This window comes from Hippea sp. KM1 (assembly GCF_000526195.1).
Lineage (GTDB): Bacteria > Campylobacterota_A > Desulfurellia > Desulfurellales > Hippeaceae > Hippea.
Genome location: NZ_JAFP01000001.1, coordinates 624845 through 641334, shown reverse-complemented (window position 1 = coordinate 641334; position 16490 = coordinate 624845). Strand labels below are relative to the sequence as shown.

Sequence of the window (16490 nt, the reverse complement as noted above, 5' to 3'; positions counted from 1 at the left end):
ATGAAGCTTGCTCCCATACGGTTAAAACTAATAAAACCCTCCCAAAAAAGGGACTTTGATATATATGTCCTTGAAGAGACAAAACCGGTATTGCTGCTGAGTAAGAACACGCCGCTTGATAGAAAAAATCCGATACTCAAATACAACTCCAACTTCATAGCCTATATACCAACCGAGCAGCTTAAGGGATACAGGAATTACATCTGCGAAAACATAGACAACATACTAAAAGACCCCATGATGTCTCAGAAAAACAAGATGTATGCAATCTATGTATCAATGATAGACAACTTAGAGGATCTGGTGAACTCAAGGAATCTAAAATTGGCAGTGGATGTATCAAACAGCGTATCCAAGTTCATAGCCAACACCATAAACGACGATAAGGCGATGAGCATATTCTTCTCCTTCATAAAAAGCGATGTGCACAACCTTGCTGTCCACATGTTCAATGTGGGCGTCTATGCAACGATGCTGACAAAGAAGATGTTTACAGACCTATCCCAACAGAAACTTGAGGAGATCTCAAAGGGATTCTTCCTACACGACATAGGCATGCTAAAGATAGACCCACAGATACTCCTAAAAAAGGGCAAATATTCTCAGGAGGAGTACGAACAGATCAAGAAACACCCGATATACGGGGTTGAGATAATAAAAAACGAACTAAAGATACGCTCGCCCATCATAGAGAAAATCATACTGGAGCACCACGAGAGAAAGGACGGCAGCGGATACCCATACGGAAAGAGTGAGGTAAATACATTTGCCAAGATATGCTCCCTATGCGACATATTCGATGCCATAACATCCAAGCGGGAATACAAAGAAGAGGGGCCAAAGACCACATTTGAGGCACTAAAGGATAACAAGGACTTCTTTGTAAGTGAATTCGGACGGGATATATATGAGAACTTCGTCAAGTGCTTTAGAGTCAAGCAATGAAAGATACGCTCCAAACGCTGCAGTATGACAAACTAAAAGAACTCATCTCAAAACACCTACAGACAGAATACGGAAAAGAGGAACTGGACAACCTAAAGCCCGTATTCGACATAGAAAGGGCAAAGAGGGGTTTTGAGGTATTGATGCGGTTCTTCGAATGCTTCAGCAAACACTCGCCACCACAGATGGAGAACATACACATAAACCCCATCATTGAGGCATCATATAGAGGGATGCTGGATGAGAAGGAGCTAAAGGTCATAGGCAACTTCATATCGTTGCTTGTTTCATTAAAGGATGAACTAAGCCAGACCTGCCCCGATATATACAAGGAGCATATAGGCTTCGATATACCCTATGGCCTGGCAGACGATATAAACAGATCCATAGACGATTACGGCCTGCTGAAGGATTCTGCAACGGCTCATCTGTTTGAAATCAGACAACAAAAGCAGCAGATATCCCAGAATATAATCAGAATACTCAAGAATATCATGCACGGGCGAGGCAAGGATGTCCTCATGGATACGGCCATATTCCTGAAACGGTCTCGATATACGCTGCTTTTGAAACCCAATTACAAGGAATACATATCCGGCCGCATAATAGACATAGGCAAAAGCGGCGGGTTCTTTGTTGAGCCGGATGCCGTATTCAAGGAAAACTCCCTCCTTGAGGATGTCATGGCAAAGGAGGAGGCAGAAAGAAGGAGGATATTGACAGATCTGACCAACAAGGTCAGGGACAACGAAAACAGGTTAAGGTTCAATGCAAAAAAATTGGGCATATTGGATTTAATCACGGCAAAATACCACTATTCAAAAGGCTTGCCTGAATGTGAGCTGAGCTTTAGCAGCTCACCAATCATAGAAGCAAAAAACGCCAAACACCCGCTCCTTGCCTCTATCAACAGCAAAACAAAAGCCGTTGACATAGACATGCAATCAAACAGAAAACTCATTATTACAGGGCCAAATACAGGCGGTAAAACCGTATTCCTAAAAACCATAGGGATGCTAATACTGTCTGTCTATTCCATCATACCGCCTTATGCTGAGCAGCTAACCATGGGTAAATTCGACAATGTGTTTGCCATAATAGGCGATCAACAGGACATATTCGAATCGCTGAGCGGATTCTCATCAAAGATCGTGGCATTCAGGGAGGCGTATAAAGGAGCAACGCAAAACACCATGATGCTAATAGATGAGATAGGTTCAGGCACATCGCCCGATGAAGGAGAGGCTGTGGCCTATTCCATAATAAAAAACACAGCCAATAAATGCCCTGTATGTGCAACAACCCACTACAAGAAACTGGCATATCTATTGCAGTCTGAGGGGTTCAGGGTGGCGGCCTTTGAGTTTGATACAAAAACACTAAAACCCACATACAACCTAATATACGACAGAATCGGCAAAAGCTACGGCATCGACATACTCAAAACACTTAACATCGATGAAAATATAGTGCAACAGGCAGAGGAGTTCTATTCCAACCAATCCAGCACCTTCAGCAGGCTGGAAAGCCAGCTTCAGAAAACCATAGAACATTATACAAAGGCCACAAAGGCACTATCAAAAACCAAGGAGAAATACATCAAGCTCATAGAAAACGAAAAGAGGGAAAAAGAAAGGCTCATACAGCAGCTAAAGGAAGAACAGAAACAAAAACAGAGGGAGTATGAGCAGCTTCTAAGCTCACTAAAGGATGAGATAGCCCAGCTTCTGAAGACAAAGAACATCTCAAAGGCGCACAAAAGGATAAACCAGATAAGGGAGAGATCCAAAGCCGTATTTGATGAACAAGAGGAAGAAAAGAAGCAGGTCAGCTTCAATATAGGCGATACCGTCATATTCAACGGATTGAAGGGCAAGATAACATCCATAAAGGGGGATAAGGCCACGCTGCAGATTGAGGGCAAGCTGATAAACACACAACTCTCAAGGCTGCAAAAGATAGAAGACAAGGCCACCGATGAAAGGGATATAAAGATAAACACCAAAAGCCCCGATACGAAATTAGAACTAAACATCATAGGCAAAAGGAGGGATGAGGCCTATTTTGAGCTGTTGAGGTTCATCGATTCTTTAACGATTCAATCTGTAAAATCTGCCCGCATCGTTCACGGCATAGGCAGCGGCATACTAAAGGACATGGTTAGGGAAACCCTAAAACAACTCCCGCAGGTTAATCGATTCTATCCTGCACCCCCACAGGAGGGTGGGGATGGTGCAACAATTGTCGAGCTAAAATGAAAGACATCGTTGAACAGATAAAAAAGAGGGTCGATATAGTCGAATTTATATCGGGCTATGTGCCGTTAAAAAAAAGGGGCTCCAATTACTTCGGTTTATGCCCGTTTCATCATGAAAAGACGCCGTCTTTTTCTGTTAACCCCAAAGGGAACTTTTATCACTGTTTTGGATGCGGTGAAAGCGGTGATGTCATAACATTTTTGATGAAAATAGAAAACTTAGACTTCAAAGAGGCTGTGCTGGAGCTTGCCAAAAGATACAACATACCGATAAACACAAAATACAAGCCCCAGAGCAACGCTTTGGTGGATATACACAAGATAGCCGAGGATTACTTCTTTGAAAAGCTTAAGGCCAATCAGCATGCGCTCGATTACATAAAGAAAAGGAATATAGCAGACCAAACGGTGGAGCTGTTTAAGATAGGCTATGCGCCGGAAAGCTCAGAACTCGAAAGGATACTAAAAGACAAAGGCTTTAAAGAGGATGACCTAATAAAAAGCGGCATCTTCATCAAGACACAAAAAGGCCTATACAACCGATTCTCAAACCGCATCATCTTCCCCATAAAAAACGAAAACGGGCAGACTATAGCCTTTGGCGGCAGAATCCTAAGCAACGATAAAACCAAGGCCAAATACATAAACTCGCCAGAGACCCCGATATTCTCAAAACAGAGAACGCTCTTTGGGCTCAACTTAGCACAAAAGAGCATAAGAGAGAGCAAAAAGGTCATAATAACCGAAGGATACATGGATTGTATCAGGCTGCATGCAAGCGGCATAAACAACGCAACAGCAACACTGGGCACTGCACTATCCAAGTTTCACCTAAGCAAGTTAGAGAGAATAGCTGAGGAGATCTATCTAAACTACGATGCTGATGAGGCGGGTTTCAGGGCCATGATAAGGAGCGCCCCAACCATTCTAAGTAGCAGACTAAAGCCTTTTGTTGTGGTCTTAGCCAACGGTGAAGACCCCGACAGCTTCATAGTAAACAACTCAAAGGAGGCCTATCTTCAGCTCATATCAGAAGCAAAAGACTATTTTTCATACATAATAGATTTTCTAAAAAGCAAATACAACATAGACTCACCCGCAGAGAAACTCAAGGCCATAGAGGAGCTAAAACCCATAATATTGAGCATCAACGACGGTATGGTTAAGGCTGCATACATATCAAAGGCGGCCAGCGTATTCAATGTGTCTGAGGATGTCTTTCTAACAAAAGCAGCATCGTTTGATTTTCTGTCATCGATAACCAAACAGGAGGCGCTTTTGAGCATAATCCTAAGGGATATTGAGCTTATGGCGTGGATAGAGGATTTAGAACAGCTAAAGGATGAGTTTGAAGGCACACAGAAAGAACTATACATAAAGGCGGTTAGGTTCTTCCTAAGTGGTGAGGAGTTCAGCATAGATAGCTTTAAGGAGGATTTGAATGAAGAGGAGAAGAGGTTGTTTTACAAACTCATAAGCCTGCCGCAAACGGATATTGAACACAGGCATTCAAGGAGGAAGGTCTTGTTGTATCTTCTGGCTCAATTCAAGATATCTGCACTAAAGAAGAGGTTAAAGGCAATCCAGCAAAAAATAGAAAAAGACCCGAAGGATGAATACTTTGCCGAATACAACAGGGTGTTCAATGAAATTAGAGAGGTGTTAAGTGCTTGGCAGGGTGGTTGATTTTATTCTATCGGCTATCGGCTATGGAGGATATGGTGGCATATTCTTTTTAATGTTTTTGGAAAGCTCGTTCTTTCCTTTTCCCAGCGAGATTGTGGTGCCACCTGCAGCCTATCTGGCTGCCAAAGGGAAGATGGATTTATGGATGGTGCTTTTATCCTCTGCAGCGGGCAGCCTGGCCGGTGCGCTGTTCAATTACTTCATATCCCTAAAACTCGGATACCCTTTTTTGTTGAAATACGGAAGGTATGTGGGCCTGGGGCCAAAAACATTAGAAAAGGTCGACAGATACTTCAATAAACACGGCGAAATTAGCACATTCATAGGCAGACTGCTGCCGGGTATAAGGCAATACATCTCCTTACCGGCAGGTATAGCAAAGATGAGCCTGTTTAGGTTTTCGCTGTTCACATTAGCCGGTGCATCAATATGGATCGCCGTCTTGGCGTTTATAGGCTATACAATGGGCGATAATCCGCAACTCATAAAGGATGCCGTTCATAAAACATACCCATACATCCTGGCATTCTGCGGCATTGTCATAGCGATATACATATACTTCCAAAAGGAGAAAGCCAATGATAGGTGAGTTTAGAAGGATAGGCAATATGATGTTCTTATCAGGCCTTGTGGATGCATCAAGCGGCAATATGAGCTTTAGGGCAAAGGACGGTGTATGGATAACAAAAACAGGAAAGAGCCTTTACAACCTAAGGGGCAAGGATATAGTAAAGGTCGGCTTTGAGAGGGATGTAAGGTGGAATGCCGCATCAAGCGAAATAGAGATACACATAAACACATACAAGGCCATTGACGATGCCAAAGCCATCGTTCATGCACACAGCCCAAATACCGTTCTGCTGTCGCTTAAAAACATAAAGACCATCAAACCTGAGGATTACGAGGGGAGCCTGTTTCTAAAAGAGGTTGATGTCATAGACATACCATACAAAAACTGGGATAAGGCCAAAGAGGTTATACCGCAATACTTCCTTTCGGAAAAAAGACCCATTGTTGTGGCCAAAGGACACGGGGTGTTTGCATACGGAAAGAGCCTATTTGAGGCCTATCAGCTAATCAGCGCTCTGGAGTCATCATCAAAGATACTCATAGGGTTGATGGGTGATTGAAAGGATAAAGAAGGCCGCCGATATAATAAAAAACGCCAAAAGGATAACCGTCCTGACAGGTGCAGGCATATCTAAAGCAAGCGGTATACCCACCTTTAGGGATAAAAACGGCCTGTGGAGGAAATACTCCATCGAGGAGTTTGCAACGCCCCAAGCATTTAAGGAAAACCCCAAAAAGGTCTGGCAGTGGTATAACCAACGGAAAAAACTCATCAAGCAGGCAAAACCCAACAAGGCACATTATGCACTGGCAGAGCTTGAGGAGCTCTTCAAGGATGGATTTGCCCTCATAACACAGAACATCGATAACCTGCACAGGTTGGCCTCAAACAGGCGTATATACGAACTCCACGGCAACATATTCCAGACCAAATGCCTCGTATGCGACAAGGTCTATCTTGATGAGGATGTGTATGAAGATGAGCAGCTGCCGCCTGCATGCAGATATTGCAAAAGCAAAAAAACAAGACCCAATGTGGTATGGTTCGGAGAAAGCCTCGATACATCCATGATAAAAAAGGCGATGGGGCTTGCCGCAACCTGCGATGTCTTCATATCCATAGGCACAAGTGGGGCCGTTATGCCAGTTGCAAAACTGCCCCAGATAGCCCAATACATGGGAAGGTATGTTGTGGAGTTTAATGCGGATTATTCGACCATTTCGATGTTTGCAGACGATGTGATAATAGGCAAGGCCGAAGAGACCCTCCCCCTTCTTGTTAGCCTCATAAAAAGGGGGAGGGGTTAGGGTTTAGATTTTGTATTTAGAAACCGCCCTATTTACCTCTTCTGCCCTGGCCAACAGCTCCCTGGATTTGGATTCAACATTCTCAACAACCCTGACGCTTTCATCGATTGCATCGTTTATATCGTGGATCTGGCTTTCTATCTCCCTGTATGTTGCAGACATCTCCTCAATGGCCGCAGCCACACTGCTTGATTGAGCAGACATCTCCTCCATGTTGTTGCCGATCTCCTCCAATATACCCTTCACCTCGAAGGTAAACTCCTTACCCTCCTTGGCAGACTCCTCGCTCTTTCTGGACTGCTCAACAGCCCTGTAAACATCGGCCTGTATCTGTTTTATAATATCTGCAATCTCCTGCGTTGAGTGCTGGGTCTTCTCAGCAAGCTTCCTTACCTCATCGGCAACAACGGCAAAGCCCCGTCCTGCTTCACCAGCCCTTGCTGCCTCAATTGCAGCATTAAGCGAAAGCAGGTTGGTCTGCTCGGCTATATCGTTGATTACATTTATTATGTTTCCGATCTGTTTGGATGTGTCATAAAGCTTTTCTATAGCAGAGGATGTCTCCTTTGCGTTCTTCTCAAGCTCCTCTATTACATTGGCCGTAACATTGACCTTATTCACACCGTCCTGTGTTACACCCACCATGTTCTCAATAAAGTTGTTTATCTGCTCGGTATTTGCCGTTATGCTATCGACAGCCTCCCTCATATCAGTGGTGGATGTCTCTATCAGCTTCATCCTCTCCTTAACATTGTTCATGTTGCTTTTGAGCTGGCTGCTTGATGCTGCAAATTCACTGGCGGCCTGCTGAACATCGCCACCTATGGCTTTAAGCCTCGATATATCCTGAGCCCTCTGCCTGGTGAATTCATTAAACTTCTCAGCCAACAGACACAGCTCATCGTTGGATAATCTATCCAAGAATACGGTTAAATCGTATCTGGATCTATCAAAGGCCTCAATCAGCCTGTTTGTTCTTTGAGTCAGAGATCTGGCAAAGATAGATGTTATAGCAAATGCTATAACCAGCATCGCAACGAATGCCACCATCGAGGATTTAACAATGGAAGCAACAACAGCATTGGAAAAATCGCCCTCTATCGCCTTGACGCATATGATATAGTGCAGCGGCTCAAAATACCTGAAGGCGGCTATACCCTTCTTGCCCCTAAACACATACTCAATAACACCGTTTTTCTGGGCAATCATCCTTTTAACAAAATCAAAGGATGAGACATTCTTGCCAATCAGCTTTCTATCTGGATGGGCAACTATATTGCCCTTATCATCTAAGACAAAGGCATAGCCGGTCTCACCAACCCTTAAGGATGTCAGGACATTCTGAATATCATTTGCAAACTTCGACATCTTAACACCCACATAGAGTATAGCCTCAACCTTACCCTTAACAAATATGGGCTTGTATGCCGTTATATACCAATCGTCCACAACAAAGGCCTTACCGAAGTATGTCTTACCCGACAGAACCGTCTGTATGACTATAGAATCCATCGGTATGTATGTGCCTGTTGCCCTTCTGCCGTCTTTGTATCTGACGCTGGTTGCCACCCTTAAGAACCCATCATCGATCCTCTGAAATATGGTGGCTGTTGCGCCAGTGACCTTTGTAATCTTATCAACTATCTCATTGTTGGCCGTCAATATGATGGGGCCTGACTGAAGCAGTGGAACCTTAACCGTATGGGTCTTTTTCGTTATCTGGTTTGTCGCCTGCATAGTTATAGTATCATTCGATAAATAGACGGGCCTATTACCCATAGCAACCATCCAGGCAACCTGAAGATCCCTGTTAAGCTGATTTTTCAAATCATCATACGAGGCATTAACAAACTTCAAAGCCAGGTCGCCTTCGGACTGAAGCGTGCTTGCAAGCAGGGGCTTTACATTGCGCTTGGCCAGATAGACCGTAAATGTGGCACCAACAAAAACAACCAACAAACCGACAGCCAAAACCGTGAGGATAATTTTTCCTCTCAAGCCAAATTTCTTCACTACCTACCCTCCTTTTTTAGAAGTTTTCACTAAATAAATAGATTATTCATTTACATTTTTAATATAACAAACTAACTTCATAAAATCAATAGGCTTGAAGCAGAAATAATTCAGAAGAATTGATGACTAATTTATACTTAAAGTTTAACAAGCATTCTTTGACAATTTAAGCATCATCAAATATAATGGTTGTTGGGGGTGTTGTAAAAAAAGCCAATGGAAACAGGCTCTATTCTGACTGCTATAAAAGACTCTCCCATTATCGGGGTTTACATATACCAGGAAAAGGGAAGGATAGTCTTTGCCAATGAGACATTCCTGAAGTTTACAGGATATACAAAAGAGGAGATCCTGAAGAAATCCGTATCAGACATCATAGATGGCCCAGAAAAACAACTGGCCATAGAAAACACCAACAAACGCCTAAGCGGTAATAGGTTTGCATCGCAGTATAAACACATATACTTCAAGACCAAAGGGGGCTTCCTTAAGCCTGCGCTCCTGTTTGCCCACTCCATTGTCTTTCAAAACAAACCATCCGGTCTTGTGATGGTCATAGACAAAACAAGGGAGAAGGCATACGAAAAGCTCTTCTTTGCCCTTTCACGAATAAACGAATTAATAATAAAAGAGACCGATGAGTTAGAGCTCCTTAAAAAGCTGGTCGACATAATGGTTGATAATATAGGGTATACAGTCTGTATCCTGGGCAGGATAAACCCGAAAACAAAGCTCATAAACAAAATCCACACAAGATCCATTTATAAAGAGGTGGAGGTTCTTTCAGAGAAATACCCCATCTCTGTTGACCCATCCAAACCATATGGCAGGGGTTCTGCCTTTAAGGCCTATACAACAAAGGATGTCAGTTTAGTGCCTGAGGTGAAGCTAAACCTGTCTATGTCGTATTGGGGTGATTTCTATAGAAAATTCAACATACACTCGGCCTGCTCCATACCCATAATAAAAAACGGCGAAGTTGAATATATAATAATACTCTTAGACACAGCTCCCCACGCCTTCGATGAGGATCACATGGAGCTTTTAAATAAGATAAAGCTCAACCTATCCTTTGCATTGGAAAAGATCGAATACCAATACAACACAACGCTATTCAAAGAGGCACTGGAGAAAACCCACGAATGGGCCGTAATAACCGACAGAGACGGTGTGATATTAAATGCAAACAATGCCACATGTGATATCTCCAAATACTCCAAAGAGGAACTAATAGGCAAAAAACCCAGCATATTCAAATCGGGATACCACACAAAGGAGTTCTATCAAAAATTATGGAAAACAATACTATCCGGTGAAACATTCTCGGGGCATTTTACAAACAGGGCAAAGGATGGTTCGATATTCTATTTAGACTCTATCATAATACCCATAAAGCACAACGGCGAGATCCACAGGTTTGTTGACCTATCCAGAGACATAACAAAAGAGGTCATATATTCAGAAAGGCTAAAATTCCAATCCAGCCTATACAACACGCTGTTTCACTTAACCACGCTATCTGCACAGGCCAGATCAAAAGACGACTATCTAAAGAGCCTAACGGAACTATTTGTAAGGTTTGCCCATATAGATGTGGCGTTCCTTGCAAAACCATCATCCAAGGGACACCTAAAAATAGAAAACGCATCGGTTATAGAGCCGTCTTTTTCCAAACTTATAGAGGATGCAAAAGAGCTCCTAAGCAGATACGACTCACTCCCACAAAGCATACCAGCTCTAAAATCGATAAAAAGAGGGAGGGTCTATATACAAAACGACGCCACCGACGATAAGCTCTCTCCCATAAACCAGATAGCAAAGAAGCACAACATAGGCTCATGTTGCGCCATTCCCATAAAGGAATCATCCAAAACAATCGCCTCGCTTATTCTGGTATCAAGGCGAAAGGATCTATTCGATAAAAAACTCTTTGAGCTGGTAAACGCCGTTGCCAATCAAATTGAATTGATATTAAACAAGATAGAAGAGGAGAAGTTCTTAAGGATAATACTCAAGGCCATAAATGTCGGCTTTGAGTTTGTCTTTATAACGGACAAAGACCTAAGGGTCGTATACATAAACGACTCACTAAAGCAGGTTTCAGGATATAAGCAGGAAGAGGTTTTGGGCAGGCCATTGTTTGAATTTTTGGGCAACCAGGAGGATAAAAAGGCCGTCAAGGAGCTTATAAAGAAGGCAAAAAACGGCGATACAGTGTCTAAGGCCATAACATACATAAAAAGAGACGGGTCTTTGGCAAGCTTCCTTACAACCATAACACCCTATTTAGACAAGGGTAAGATAGAGTATTTCATCGGCGTCGGCAAGGAGATAACAAACGAAGAGGAGCTCATAGAGGAGCTAAACAGACTCCTCAATTACGATTCATTGACGGGCCTTCTAAACGCCAAGGCTTTCATTGATTCGACGGATAAATTCCTCCTAAGGGCAAAGAAAGAAAAGCAGATAGGGGCAATAGCCATAATAAACCCCATATCATTCAAAAGCATAAACGAGGCGTTTGGATTTGATACAGGCAACGCCATACTAAAACAGATAGCAGATAGGCTAAAGGGGAGCACATTCAACTATGATGTGGTCGCCAAGTTAGAATCGGACAGGTTCGGTGTTTTGCTTAAGGATCTAAAAAAGGAAGAGGATTCACTAATAGCCTCAGCAAGGATCCTTTCAGAGCTATCTAAGCCCTATAAGATAAACAACTCCAACCTGGTGCTATCCTTCAACATAGGCCTAAGCCTCTATCCAAAAGATGGACACTCACCCAAGGAACTGCTAAACAAGGCCCAGATAGCCCTTGCGGATGCCAAAACAAAGGGTGAGGGAAGGATAGGCTTCTTTAGAAAGGACTTTGAGCTTAAGGCGACAAAGCTGATAAAGCTAAAGGCCGAGCTGGAGCTTGCCTTAAAGAATAACGAATTCAAGGCGTATTACCAGACTTGCGTTGACAAAGACGGCAGGATCCTGGGCGCTGAGGCTCTAATCAGGTGGATAAAAGACAACCAGATCATACCGCCATCTGAGTTTATAGACCAACTGGAGCAGTCAGACCTCATAGTGGATGTGGAAGATAGGTTTATGGAGAATGTGATGCTCTTTTTAAAGAGGCTAAAGGATGAGGGCATAAAGAGGGTGCCCATTGCCATAAACCTATCTGTAAAAAGCCTAAAAAGGCCGGATCTGTATGAGAGGGTCAATGCAAAACTAAAGAGGATAAACATAAACCCGAAAAACATAAAATTCGAAATCGTCGAGCGGTCGTTCCTTGAGAATTTCCAGCACCTGAGGGATCTCATATTGAGATTCAAAAAAGACGGCGTGCTGTTCTCGGTGGATGACTTCGGCACGGGTTATTCATCCCTATCCTATTTAGCAAAACTGCCGGTGGACTTTTTAAAGATAGACATCTCTTTTACGAGGGCTTTAGACGACCCAAAGATAAAAAGCATCGTAAAATCCATAATCTTCTTGTCAAAGGAGCTTAACCTGCGCACAATAGCAGAAGGCGTCGAAACAAGGGAGCAGTTTGAAGAGCTAAAGAGGATGGGGTGTGAGTGCTTTCAGGGGTATCTATTCTCAAGACCGCTGCCTGAGGAGGATTTTAGAAGGCTCTTAATGAACAATGGATAAATACGACAAGCTTTGCAAACTATACAAAGAGAAACTAAACAAAAACATTTACACAGGCCGGTGGGTAAAGATTACACAGGACAGAATAGACGCCTTTGCCAGGATTACAGGCGATGAGCAGTGGATACACACAGACCCAGAAAAGGCCCAAAAGCTATCGCCGTATAAAACAACGGTGGCTCACGGGTTTTTAACCCTTTCCATGATACCGTATCTAACACAGAGCAATTCAAAAGAGAACTTCAGCAAAAACTATCCAGGCATGAAGCTCAGGATAAATTACGGGCTAAACAGGGTTCGTTTCCCGTCCCCGGTAAGGGTTGACTCATACATCAGGGCAAAGATGGAGCCCATATCGGTAAGAAGATTGGAAAACGGTGTGGAGATTATCTATAAAATCACGGTGGAGATAAAGGATGAGGAAAAACCCGCCTGCGTGGCCGAGCAGATAGTCAGACTCTATTGATGTGCCATCCGTTTGTATTCAAGATAAAAAACAAAAACATACTCTTTGTCGGCGGCGGGAAGATAGCTCTAAGAAAGCTAAAACCGCTGCTTAAAAAACAGCCAAACATAACGCTCATATCTCCTGCCATCCACCACAAGATCGAGGCAATGGCAAAGGAGGGCAAACTAAAAATAGTGAAAAGACCGTTTGAAGAGACCGACATAACCAAACAGTGGGATTTTGTATTTGCATGCACAGACAACCATCAACTCAACACCCGCATAGCGCTTATGTGCAAAGAACTATCAATACCCGTAAATGTCGCATCCTCTAAGGATATGTGCGATTTTTACATAGCCGCCGTTATAGAAAAAGAGCTATACTCAATCGCCATCACAACCTACGGTAAAGACCCAACGCTCTCAAAGAGGATTAAAGAGAAAATAGAAAAAGCCTTAAACAACATCACTTAAGCCTGCCCTTGCACTCCTCCCACAACCTATCCATCGTTTCAAGATCGGCCTCTTCAAGGCTTAAGCCCATGCTCTTTAGCCTATCCTCAACGCAGGAAAACCTCTCCTCAAACCTCAAGTTAGCCATTCTCAGGGATTCCGATGCGTTTATGCCCTCAAGCCTTGCAAAATTTATCAAGGCAAAGATGAGATCACCTATCTCTTCCTTCTTTTGGTTTTCAGACCCCTCTTCGATAGCCTTTTTTAGTTCTAAAAACTCCTCCTCAACCTTACAGAACGCATCGTTTGAGCTATCAAAGTCAAACCCCACCTTGCTTACCTTCTTTTGAATCTTGTAAGCCTTCTCTATCGGCGGAAGCCCTCTGGGGATGTTATCCAAAAGGTGTTGCGGCTTATCCTTCTTCTCAGACAGCTTTATCTTCTCCCAATTCCTTAACACCTCATCGGCATCATCGACCTTCAAATCACCGAACACATGCGGATGGCGCCTGATGAGTTTCTCATTTATGCCATTTATCACATCATCGAGACTAAACAGCCCATCCTCTTCAGCCACAATGGCATGGAATATAACATGCAAAAGCATATCGCCCAACTCTTCCTTGATGTTTTCTATATCCTTCCTATCCAGCGCATCTATAAACTCAAAGACCTCCTCTATCACATTCTGCTTCAACGAGTAAAGCGTCTGCTTCCTATCCCACGGGCATCCATCGGGGGCCCTTAGCCTCTTTATGGTCTCAACAAGTCTATCGAAAGCCTCACTCATCGTATAATCACCTCTATTAATCCTATTATAAAGCCCAATATGCCACCAAATAGATTGATATGGCTAAACTGATCCCTGCTTATGCTTAAGATAATATCCTCAATCTGCCCAACATCCAGCTTTTTAAGCTTACTCATAGCGTTCTCTTTGATGTCGAAATCAAATATCCTGTCGCTCTGCCTTTTTAGAATCACAAGGAGGTTGTTTACAATAAACCTGTTAAGCCTCTTCTCCAAATCGGGTCTTACAAACCTCAACAGATCGTAAAAGGAGTATCTCCTAAGGTAAAGCCTCAAAAGGGCAACCAACCTCCTTGCCGTTGACCTTTTATCTATGCTGCCAACAATAGCCCTATACACCACTTCCTTTATATTGAGCGTATGGGTTAGACTGGCAATTCTTTTTGAAAGCTCAACCCTGAGCTGCTCAAAGTCCTTGGATGTAAATCTCAATACAAACTCATCCAGCCTCAAACCCAACAATTCCACCTTCACGGCCTTACTCATAGAGGCATAGACCTTCTCTTTGACCTGTTTATCGGACAGAAAACCCTCAAGCTTTTCGACAATAACATCCACAACCCTGTCGTTGTCCTCTATCAGGGGCGCTATCATGGCAACAAAGCTCGCAGTCAAGATATTGGATTCATCCGCATACTCCTCCAAAGCCTCAGAGAGCTTCTTCCTTATAAGCTGTTTTGTATCATAGTCGTTCAACTGACAAGAAAGTTCACCAAGAAACCTCTCAAGCAGACCCCTTAGCGATGTATCTATCCTCTGCCTTGTCTCGTCTGGCAGATACTCACCTATCCTCCTTGTTTTGTCTATAGCCCCGAGTGCGTTGTATGCAAGGTAATCTATGTTGAGATCCAGGTTATCTATCTTGCTCTTTATAAACCCGTCTAAATAACCATCAAGCCAGCCATAAACGATACCCTCAATCCTTTTGTATGGGAGATTAACAGCAGAAAGCCTCTTTTTGAGCAACCCATCGAGGATATCCTGGGTGTATGTATAGAGGAATTCCCTATTTTTTTTGGAATAGACAAAGCGGGTTAGCTCCCTTTTGTTTATAACCTTATTGGCAACCACATCGGAAATCTTCTCAACCAACTCATCCTTCTGCTTTGGAATCAAGCCCGGCGTGAAGGGAATTCTATAGCCCTTTATGTAATAGGCTTTTTTTGGGTGAAAGAGCATCTTTATGGCAACATAATTGGTAAAATAACCTATGAATGCCCCGATTAAAGGGAGACTAACAACATCTATATTCATTTAAACAGGTTCTTAAACTTATCTAAGATTGAGTCTTTGTATGTCAAATCCTCACCCGACTCCTTTGCAAACTCCTCAAGCAGCTCCCTCTGTCTCTTCGACAGATTCGTCGGCACCAACACCCTGACCTTTACATATTGATTGCCCTTTATGCCGTTTAACTCAACACCCCTGTGTTTTAGCGTGAATATATGCCCACTCTGGGTGCCGGGCGGTATAACAAGTTCGCTCTCGCCCCAGATGGTCGGAACCTTAAGCGTCGCCCCTAAGGCGGCCTGTGTCATGGATATGGGTATCTCTATGTGTATATCCCTGCCCTTCCTCTTGAAAAACTCATGCTCCTTTACATGTATGTAGATATAGAGATCACCGTCTGGGCCGCCGTATTTGCCCGGGTTGCCCTTGCCCTGAATACGGATGATATTCCCATCGTCGATACCCTGCTTGATGTTGATCTCCAATTTCTCCTCTTCATAGACATACCCCACACCGCCGCAGTTTGAGCATTTCTTTGTAACGATTCTCCCCGTTCCACCGCATTTTGGGCATGTCTTGGTAAATGAAAAGAAGCCCTGGGAGTAGCTAATCTCGCCCGTCCCTCTGCAGTATGGACATGTCTTTATGCCGTCTTTGGCAGCCCCTGTGCCTTTGCATTTAGGGCAGGTCTTCCTCCTTTTTATCTTTACTTCCTTCTTTGCACCAAAAACCGCCTCTTTGAAGTCTATCTCTAAGTTTATGCCAATATCATCGCCCTTCTGCGGTCTGCGCCTCTCATAGCGGTAATCACCAAACAGATCACCAAACATACTGGAAAGATCCGCAAACAGGTCATCGAAGGCGCTTGAGAAGTTAAAGCCGCTATCAAAATCCGAGTAATCTCCGTCAACCCTGCCAAATTGGTCGTATTGAGCCCTCTTTTTGGGGTCGGATAAGACGGAATAGGCCTCGTTTATCTCCTTAAACTTCTCCTCTGCCTCTTTGTTATCAGGATTCCTGTCCGGATGGTATTTTATGGCAAGCTCCCTGAATCGCTTTTTTATCTCCTCCTCCGATGCGTTCCTTGAAACACCCAAAATCTCATAGTAATCCTTCATGGACA

General features: G+C 43.4%; 13 protein-coding genes. 9 read left to right on the top strand and 4 right to left on the bottom strand.

Annotated features, from left to right (window positions below):
- Genes D891_RS09425 through D891_RS0103225 form a run of 6 tightly spaced genes read left to right on the top strand, consistent with a single transcriptional unit; the run spans position 1 to position 6766 of the window.
- Positions 1 to 945: an HD-GYP domain-containing protein gene (locus D891_RS09425; RefSeq protein ID WP_025209599.1), complete on the top strand. Its 945-nt coding sequence runs from the start codon at positions 1 to 3 to the stop codon at positions 943 to 945.
- Positions 942 to 3203: an endonuclease MutS2 gene (locus tag D891_RS0103245; protein ID WP_025209598.1), complete on the top strand. Its 2262-nt coding sequence runs from the start codon at positions 942 to 944 to the stop codon at positions 3201 to 3203. The genes D891_RS09425 and D891_RS0103245 overlap by 4 nt, the downstream gene beginning before the upstream one ends.
- On the top strand, positions 3200 to 4888 hold the full coding sequence (gene dnaG, locus D891_RS0103240) for a DNA primase (RefSeq protein ID WP_025209597.1): 1689 nt from the start codon (positions 3200 to 3202) through the stop codon (positions 4886 to 4888). Before D891_RS0103245 ends, dnaG begins: the two co-directional genes overlap by 4 nt.
- A complete protein-coding gene (locus D891_RS0103235) occupies positions 4869 to 5477 on the top strand; it encodes a DedA family protein (protein ID WP_025209596.1) in 609 nt (202 codons plus the stop codon). The genes dnaG and D891_RS0103235 overlap by 20 nt, the downstream gene beginning before the upstream one ends.
- Positions 5467 to 6018: a class II aldolase/adducin family protein gene (locus D891_RS0103230; protein ID WP_025209595.1), complete on the top strand. Its 552-nt coding sequence runs from the start codon at positions 5467 to 5469 to the stop codon at positions 6016 to 6018. The genes D891_RS0103235 and D891_RS0103230 overlap by 11 nt, the downstream gene beginning before the upstream one ends.
- Positions 6011 to 6766 carry an SIR2 family NAD-dependent protein deacylase gene (locus tag D891_RS0103225; RefSeq protein WP_051453551.1) on the top strand — a complete coding sequence of 252 codons (756 nt, stop codon included), beginning with the start codon at positions 6011 to 6013 and terminating at the stop codon, positions 6764 to 6766. The genes D891_RS0103230 and D891_RS0103225 overlap by 8 nt, the downstream gene beginning before the upstream one ends.
- 3 nt (positions 6767 to 6769) lie before the next feature.
- On the opposite strand, the gene D891_RS0103220 is transcribed toward D891_RS0103225, so the two are convergent.
- On the bottom strand, positions 6770 to 8779 hold the full coding sequence (locus D891_RS0103220) for a methyl-accepting chemotaxis protein (RefSeq protein ID WP_025209593.1): 2010 nt from the start codon (positions 8777 to 8779) through the stop codon (positions 6770 to 6772).
- Positions 8780 to 8995: 216 nt separating this feature from the next.
- Between D891_RS0103220 and D891_RS0103215 the strand changes: the two genes are divergently transcribed.
- Genes D891_RS0103215 through D891_RS0103205 form a run of 3 tightly spaced genes read left to right on the top strand, consistent with a single transcriptional unit; the run spans position 8996 to position 13348 of the window.
- A complete protein-coding gene (locus D891_RS0103215; protein ID WP_025209592.1) occupies positions 8996 to 12427 on the top strand; it encodes an EAL domain-containing protein in 3432 nt (1143 codons plus the stop codon).
- Entirely contained in the window at positions 12420 to 12893 is a 474-nt protein-coding gene (locus D891_RS0103210) for a MaoC family dehydratase (protein WP_025209591.1), read from the top strand. The genes D891_RS0103215 and D891_RS0103210 overlap by 8 nt, the downstream gene beginning before the upstream one ends.
- Positions 12893 to 13348, top strand: a complete 456-nt coding sequence (locus D891_RS0103205; protein ID WP_025209590.1) for a precorrin-2 dehydrogenase/sirohydrochlorin ferrochelatase family protein — start codon at positions 12893 to 12895, stop codon at positions 13346 to 13348. The genes D891_RS0103210 and D891_RS0103205 overlap by 1 nt, the downstream gene beginning before the upstream one ends.
- Here D891_RS0103205 and mazG read toward each other — a convergent pair.
- The 3 genes from mazG to dnaJ are packed head-to-tail and all read right to left on the bottom strand — an operon-like array spanning position 13341 to position 16485.
- Entirely contained in the window at positions 13341 to 14117 is a 777-nt protein-coding gene (gene mazG / locus D891_RS0103200; protein ID WP_025209589.1) for a nucleoside triphosphate pyrophosphohydrolase, read from the bottom strand. The two genes, D891_RS0103205 and mazG, sit on opposite strands and share 8 nt — an antisense overlap.
- Positions 14114 to 15391, bottom strand: coding sequence for a DUF445 family protein (locus D891_RS0103195; RefSeq protein WP_025209588.1), 1278 nt, complete (start codon positions 15389 to 15391; stop codon positions 14114 to 14116). Before D891_RS0103195 ends, mazG begins: the two co-directional genes overlap by 4 nt.
- Entirely contained in the window at positions 15388 to 16485 is a 1098-nt protein-coding gene (gene dnaJ, locus D891_RS0103190) for a molecular chaperone DnaJ (protein WP_029951957.1), read from the bottom strand. Before dnaJ ends, D891_RS0103195 begins: the two co-directional genes overlap by 4 nt.
- Positions 16486 to 16490: the final 5 nt, after the last annotated feature.

Excerpts from the sequence above, each read along its gene's own strand:
- D891_RS0103205 (WP_025209590.1), top strand. The coding sequence starts at position 12,893 with ATGTGCCATCCGTTTGTATTCAAGATAAAAAACAAAAACATACTCTTT.
- D891_RS0103195 (WP_025209588.1), bottom strand. The coding sequence starts at position 15,391 with ATGAATATAGATGTTGTTAGTCTCCCTTTAATCGGGGCATTCATAGGT.
- dnaG (WP_025209597.1), top strand. The coding sequence starts at position 3,200 with ATGAAAGACATCGTTGAACAGATAAAAAAGAGGGTCGATATAGTCGAA.
- D891_RS09425 (WP_025209599.1), top strand. The coding sequence starts at position 1 with ATGAAGCTTGCTCCCATACGGTTAAAACTAATAAAACCCTCCCAAAAA.
- mazG (WP_025209589.1), bottom strand. The coding sequence starts at position 14,117 with ATGAGTGAGGCTTTCGATAGACTTGTTGAGACCATAAAGAGGCTAAGG.
- dnaJ (WP_029951957.1), bottom strand. The coding sequence starts at position 16,485 with ATGAAGGATTACTATGAGATTTTGGGTGTTTCAAGGAACGCATCGGAG.
- D891_RS0103210 (WP_025209591.1), top strand. The coding sequence starts at position 12,420 with ATGGATAAATACGACAAGCTTTGCAAACTATACAAAGAGAAACTAAAC.
- D891_RS0103245 (WP_025209598.1), top strand. The coding sequence starts at position 942 with ATGAAAGATACGCTCCAAACGCTGCAGTATGACAAACTAAAAGAACTC.
- D891_RS0103215 (WP_025209592.1), top strand. The coding sequence starts at position 8,996 with ATGGAAACAGGCTCTATTCTGACTGCTATAAAAGACTCTCCCATTATC.
- D891_RS0103230 (WP_025209595.1), top strand. The coding sequence starts at position 5,467 with ATGATAGGTGAGTTTAGAAGGATAGGCAATATGATGTTCTTATCAGGC.